This is a genomic window from Synechococcus sp. R5-13 (assembly GCF_047462015.1).
GTDB lineage: Bacteria > Cyanobacteriota > Cyanobacteriia > Thermostichales > Thermostichaceae > Thermostichus.
On record NZ_JANSIL010000208.1, the window covers coordinates 1 to 5895 of the forward strand.

Genomic DNA, 5895 nt, shown 5'->3' on the forward strand with positions numbered 1-5895 from the left:
TGGCAGACTCGAAAGTAAACAGAAAGATCAACTGGTAGTAATCCGTACTGAACATATTATACATTATTTTTTTCAGTATAGTTGAGCTTATTATTGACTAGAGTCATGCTCTCTCCCGGATCTAGTGGGGTGAAGAAGATCAACTATTCATCAACCATTCAACTGTTGCCTCGGTTGCCGACTGCCGATTGGCCTCACGGGAGCTATTCTGGCATTTCCTCCCGTTGACGGGATCCCCATCCTCCTACCAGCCCAGTACAGTTCCCCTGCTGGGAAAGCATGAGAACCTGAGCTTTGGGAATTTTTGGCTACAAAATCGAGCGCTGCCCTTCTGGGCTGATACCAATAATGGTGAGCTGGCAATCCAACACTTTGAAACCGTACTTTTCTGCCACCTTCTGGGTGATGTTAAGAATGGCGTTGTTTTTGAACTCGATCACCTTGTTGGTCTTGACGCACACCAGATGGTGGTGGTGGTGGGGGGCCGGCTGGTTGATCTCGTAATGTTTGTGCCCTTCGGTCAGTTCCAGTTCTCGCAAAATGCCCATGCGGGACATCAGCTTGACGGTGCGGTAAATGGTGGAAAGGCTAATGTTGTGGCCTTCTTCCCGCAACTTTTTGTGCAACTCCTCCGCGCTCAGATGCGTGCCCTCAGGCAAGTTTTGAAACGTTTGCAGGATGATCTCCCGCTGCCGAGTGGCTCGCCAGCCTTTGGCATTGAGCTCTGCCTTGAACGCCTCTTCGGTGTAGACCATGATGCCGCCCCTCCGCTGTTGGGCAACGTCGCCGTAACAGTCAATAAGTTCTGTAATTGATAATAACTTCATTTATGACGACACCACCCGACTTGGTTGCTGAAGACATCGTTCAGGCTCAGTTCAGGCCCAATAGAACAGGGACGCAACTGAGGCGCATGGGCTGCCGGGAGAGCCTCGGGAAGGGTGCGGGAAACCCAATCCCTCATCCATCCGGGATGAGCTAGCCTACAGAGCAGAGCCATGTGGCGGACTGTTTCTGGTGTTCGGGCGCGCCTAGGCTAACATACTCAAGAAAAGGCCCGCGGCATCCTGACAGCGTTGGCAAGCGTAGTGATCGGGGAAGGAAAACGAAAATGCGGTTTGAGCAGCCCAAAACCTATTCCATTTCTCTGGGTGGCTGGGGGTTCTGGCTGGGATCCCTGGCGTTGGCAGCTTTGCTGACCAGTATCGGGCTGGGGTGGCTGGTCACTGGATTGGTGGCCCTGTTGCTGCTTTTGCTGTCCTTGCCGGTGTTGGTGCTCCTGGCCTTTCGCTGGTGGGCGCGCCGCTGGATCACGACGGATCGCTGCCCGGTGTGTGGGTCGGAATCGCAAGCCATTGAGGGCAGCCATTTCTTTTGCCCCAATTGTGGAGAGCCGCTGTTTGTTGCAGACGGACGTTTTTATCGGCAAACACCCCCCGGCACCATCGATGTAGAGCCTGTGGAAGAGGGTGGCTGGGAATTGACGAGCTGAGGGATCCGTCCCCTCCACCGTTGGGATGTTCAGAGGGGGCTTCCCGTGAAACGCGCTATGCCTATGGCAGGGGAACCGCGCCGCCATCGCGAACGACATCTGTGGGGCTGGCCCGGTAGGCGGCTGGTTTCGAGCTGGGTTGGGCTGCTCTCGGCGGCCACTCTGTTGCTGAGTTTGTCTCCCACTTCTCAGGCGACGGAGCAGGGATCCCTGCAACCTCAGGTGGAAACTTATCTGGCTCAGTTGGCCGGTCGGGGGTTTTCGCCCACAGCTCAGGGGGTTTGGCTGCAGATGGAGGATCCTTCGCCTCAGCGGGACAGAATCCTTGTTTTGGGACAGCATCAGGGATCCACACCCTTGCCGGCTGCTTCTTTGACCAAGGTGGCAACGACCCTGGCCGCTTTGCAGCACTTTGGCCCGCAGCACCGCTTTGTTACCACCTGGCTGGCCACTGGCCCCTTAACTGCTGAGGGAGTTCTACAGGGGGATCTCTGGGTTCTGGGGGGGGAGGATCCCTTGTTTGTCTGGGAGGAAGCCTTCTCCGTCGGCAACCTGCTCAATGCCTATGGGATCCGCCAGGTGCGCGGGGATCTGGTGGTGGTGGGCCGCTTTTACATGAACTTTTCCCGGGATGTGGCGCAATCGGGATCCCTGTTGCGGCAGGGGCTGGATGCGCGGCGCTGGCCGCCAGAGGCGGAGGCCCAATTTCAAACCTTACCCCCCGGCACACCCAGACCGCAGGTGGAGATTTTGGGCTCGGTACGGGTTGCCCAGCAGATCCCGCCTGCCGCCCAGGTTTTGCTCAGACATGAATCGCCCCCCCTCATTCACCTGGTCAAGCTGATGAACCTCTACAGCAACAACTCCATGGCCGAGATGTTGGCCGATGCGGTGGGGGGAGCAGACCAAGTGGCCCAAATCGCCCGGGCCATCGCCGGGATCCCGGCAGAAGAGCTGCAGCTGATCAACGGCTCCGGGTTGGGGGTGGAAAACCGCATTTCGCCGCGGGCCAATGTAGCTTTGCTTCGAGCGATCCAATCTCTTCTGGAGGAGCAGGGGCTCTCTCTTGCCGATGCTTTTGCCGTCGTTGGCCAAGATGTGGGAGTGTTGGAGCGGCGTCTGTTGCCAGGGATCCTAATTGCCAAGTCGGGCACCCTGAGGAGCGTCAGCACCTTGGCGGGTGTACTGCCAACCGAGCAGGGGGACATCTGGTTTGCCCTGATGAATGGCGGATCCGATCTGGTCGGCTTTCGCACCCAGCAGGGACAATTCCTCAGCCGCCTCCAATCCCAATGGGGATCCCCCACCACCTTGCCTGAGCGTTGGATCCCTCGCTCTGGAGATACGGGATCCCGCACAGAGCTGAACCCGCGTCTTTGAAACTGTGCCCAACCGGTTCTCTCTCAGCCCAGAGTGACCTCGGTCGCGTTAGCGGAACGCAGTCCTATGTCCGCCCTCCCAGTTTGGGAATTGAGATCGACTTGGCCCGCTGTCAACAGCCCTCAACCCAGAAACCTCGTCCGGCAGGGATCCTCCCCATGGGGCGTACAGGGATCGAACCTGTGTAAGGCAAATTATGAGTTTGCTGCCTAAACCGCTCGGCCAACGCCCCTGATTCTTTTACTCTAGCGTTTACTCTAGCGCCCTTGTCTCCTCCAGAAGCGGCTGAAAACAGGATAAGCTGCATGTCGGTGGTTAGGATCTGACGCCATGGCTGCGCCGCGTTCTTGGCAGGGGCAAATGGCCCTGGGCTTGGGGTTGATTGCCTTGTCCTCGGCTCTCTGTTTTGGCTTCTTGGCCGTTGGGCAGCACTATCTTTACGGGGATGGATCCGCTGTGGATTTCAAGCCCGCCAGGGAGAGTTTGGCTTTGTCTCCCGCCCCCAGTACTGGGCCTCCGACGGCACTGCCCCTCACTACCCCCCCCTCTTCCGACAGCAATCTTCCTGAGGGATCCCCACTGCAACTCTGGTTTGTTACTTTTTTAACCGTGTTTGTGGCGGAAATGGGCGACAAAACCCAGTTGGCAACCTTGCTCATGAGTGCCCAATCCCAATCTCCTTGGGCGATCTTTTTCGGTTCCGCCGGTGCCTTGGTGACCGCCAGTTTTTTCAGCGTGGTGCTGGGAGAAGGTCTGGGCCAAGTCATTCCCCCGGGCTGGCTACAATGGTTGGCGGGTGCAGGGTTCCTGGTGATCGGGGGCTATGTATTGTGGAAGGAATGGCGAGGGGATAATCTCCCAGAAGGCTAGCCCCCCTGAGAAACCGGTGCCAACCCAGCAAGATAGGGCGGAGAAGAACGTGTTGATCCAAGACAACGACAGCCAAACTCCATCTTTTTTGCTGCGGCAAATGGCCGGACGGGCTGCGCTGGTGAGCTTTGGCTCGATTCTGCTGGCCGAAATGGGCGATAAAACCCAATTGGCGACCCTGCTCCTCAGTGCCCGCTCGCAAAACGCTGGGGTAATCTTTTTGGGCGCTGCTGCTGCTTTGATCAGCACCAGCCTAATTGGGGTGTGGGCAGGAGCTTGGGTGGCCCGCCTGATCCCACCTCGCTGGATCAAAACCCTGGCAGGCGTGGGGTTTGTTGTGATGGGCCTAGTCTTGTTGTGGGGATCCCTGCCCATAGCCGGCTGAGCAGAGGGCTTCAGGATGGCTTCGGCAAAGCGTGATAGGATTAAGAGCGCCTCACTTTGACACTTCAAACTGAGGACCTTCACTTGAGTCCGGACAACCGGTCAGGAAAACCAGCATGGCCAAAAAACGCAATCTGAAGCGGGAAAAAGCCGAGCGCAACCGCGAATATGCCAAACAGTTCCAAAAAAGTCGTGCTCGCAATGGCCGCCGCTTCCGTTCTGCCCCCCGCGACAACGAGGCCAGCGCTGGCGAAGAACAGCAGTAAGGTTGTTTTTGTCGAGATGCTCTGTCGGTCAATCCTGTGAGCGGAGCTAGTTCAACAAACCTGCTATCGTATGCAGGGGTGGGCCAGAGCGGATAAGCATGAAATATCGACGGATTCTACTGAAGTTGAGTGGTGAAGCCCTGATGGGGGAGCGCCCCTACGGGATCGACCCCGAGGTCTTGAAGTCCATTGCCGGCGAAGTGGCCTCAGTGGTACGGGCCGGTGTGCAGGTGGCGATTGTGGTGGGAGGGGGTAACATCTGGCGCGGGCGCAAAGAGGCGGCTGCCCAAGGGATGGATCAGGCTTCTGCCGACTACGTAGGGATGCTGGCCACCGTCATCAACGCCTTAACCCTGCAGGATGCCATTGAGCGAGCCGGGATCCCCACCCGGGTGCAGACGGCCATCGCCATGCAGGAGGTGGCGGAGCCCTATATTCGTCGCCGCGCCATTCGTCACCTGGAAAAGGGGCGGGTGGTGATTTTTGGGGCAGGATCTGGCAACCCCTTCTTCACCACCGATACCACTGCGGCCTTGCGGGCGGCGGAGATCGATGCCGAGGTGATTTTCAAAGCCACCAAGGTGGACGGAGTTTACGATGCGGATCCCAAGACTCACCCTCAGGCCCGCCGCTACGATGTCCTCAGCTATCAGGATGTGCTGAACCGCGATCTGCGGGTTATGGACAGCACCGCCATCGCCCTCTGCAAGGAAAATCAATTGCCCATCGTGGTCTTTGACCTGACTACCCCTGGCAATATTTATCGAGTGGTGCAGGGAGAACCCATCGGCACTTGGATCGGACAGCGGACGGTCGAGAACAACGGGATCCCCAGCCCAGGAGAGTTGATCCCAAGTTAGGGGGGAAATCGGCCTTGAGAGTCCGGCGACGCCCTAGCCAGGATTGAGTCCGAAGGATAGCCTGGCTCAAGGGTGTGCTCAGGCCGTTTGGAGGGAAAGGCAATGACAGATCAGGTTCAGCATTCGGCCCAAAAGGATCCCGTCTTGCCCAAATGCTCTGCTGCCCAAGGCGCTATACCCAGGTCACCCCATGTTGCTACGCAACGCTTACGCGAACGCTGGGGTCGGCGTCTTTTGCAGAGCTTGATTTTCCTGTTGGTTCTGGTCGGGGGATTGGGCTACTGGCAGTGGCAGACCTGGCTCCAGCCGGTGGGCGGCCCAGAACCGATCCAAGTAACAATCCAGCCGGGCAGCAGCAGCCGTCTGATCGGGCAAAAACTGCGCCAAGCAGGGGTGATTCGCTCAGCTCTGGCTTGGGAGCTGTGGAGCCGCACCTTCGGGCGCGACTGGGTGTTTCAGGCGGGCACCTACGCTTTGGATCCGAACCAAGACATGCTGGCCGTGGCCCAACAACTGCGGCAGGGAAGGATCCTGCAAAGACGGCTGACCATCCCGGAGGGCTGGCGGATCGAGCAAATGGCAGAGGCTCTGGCCCAGCGCAACTGGCTGGCAGCCGATGCCTTCATTGCCGTGACCCGGGTGA

The 5895-nt window shown here is 58.2% G+C and carries 8 protein-coding genes and 1 tRNA gene; 7 read left to right on the forward strand and 2 right to left on the reverse strand.

The window, feature by feature from the left end:
* Positions 1 to 308 precede the first annotated feature (308 nt).
* Positions 309 to 755 (reverse strand): Fur family transcriptional regulator, encoded by a 447-nt coding sequence (locus NW840_RS13520; RefSeq protein WP_011433855.1) that lies wholly within the window; start codon positions 753 to 755, stop codon positions 309 to 311.
* A 356-nt stretch (positions 756 to 1111) separates the two neighbouring features.
* Here NW840_RS13520 and NW840_RS13525 point away from each other — a divergent pair, with 356 nt between their 5' ends.
* Both NW840_RS13525 and NW840_RS13530 read left to right on the forward strand, forming a co-directional pair.
* Positions 1112 to 1492, forward strand: a complete 381-nt coding sequence (locus NW840_RS13525) for a hypothetical protein (RefSeq protein WP_414331816.1) — start codon at positions 1112 to 1114, stop codon at positions 1490 to 1492.
* Positions 1493 to 1537: 45 nt separating this feature from the next.
* Entirely contained in the window at positions 1538 to 2872 is a 1335-nt protein-coding gene (locus NW840_RS13530) for a D-alanyl-D-alanine carboxypeptidase (protein WP_414344833.1), read from the forward strand.
* A gap of 159 nt (positions 2873 to 3031) precedes the next feature.
* On the opposite strand, the gene NW840_RS13535 is transcribed toward NW840_RS13530, so the two are convergent.
* Positions 3032 to 3104 (reverse strand) — tRNA-Ile (locus tag NW840_RS13535).
* A gap of 392 nt (positions 3105 to 3496) precedes the next feature.
* Between NW840_RS13535 and NW840_RS13540 the strand changes: the two genes are divergently transcribed.
* The 5 genes from NW840_RS13540 to NW840_RS13560 all read left to right on the forward strand — a co-directional run.
* Entirely contained in the window at positions 3497 to 3742 is a 246-nt protein-coding gene (locus NW840_RS13540) for a TMEM165/GDT1 family protein (RefSeq protein ID WP_414344839.1), read from the forward strand.
* Positions 3743 to 3791: 49 nt separating this feature from the next.
* Positions 3792 to 4127, forward strand: a complete 336-nt coding sequence (locus NW840_RS13545; protein WP_414344835.1) for a TMEM165/GDT1 family protein — start codon at positions 3792 to 3794, stop codon at positions 4125 to 4127.
* Between the two features lie 115 nt (positions 4128 to 4242).
* The gene (locus NW840_RS13550; protein ID WP_011433860.1) at positions 4243 to 4392 is read left to right on the forward strand and encodes a hypothetical protein; all 150 of its coding nucleotides are present in this window, start codon (positions 4243 to 4245) and stop codon (positions 4390 to 4392) included.
* Between the two features lie 98 nt (positions 4393 to 4490).
* Positions 4491 to 5252: a UMP kinase gene (gene pyrH / locus NW840_RS13555; RefSeq protein ID WP_011433861.1), complete on the forward strand. Its 762-nt coding sequence runs from the start codon at positions 4491 to 4493 to the stop codon at positions 5250 to 5252.
* A gap of 102 nt (positions 5253 to 5354) precedes the next feature.
* Positions 5355 to 5895 (forward strand): endolytic transglycosylase MltG (locus tag NW840_RS13560; protein ID WP_414344837.1); only part of this gene is annotated, 541 nt, incomplete at its 3' end.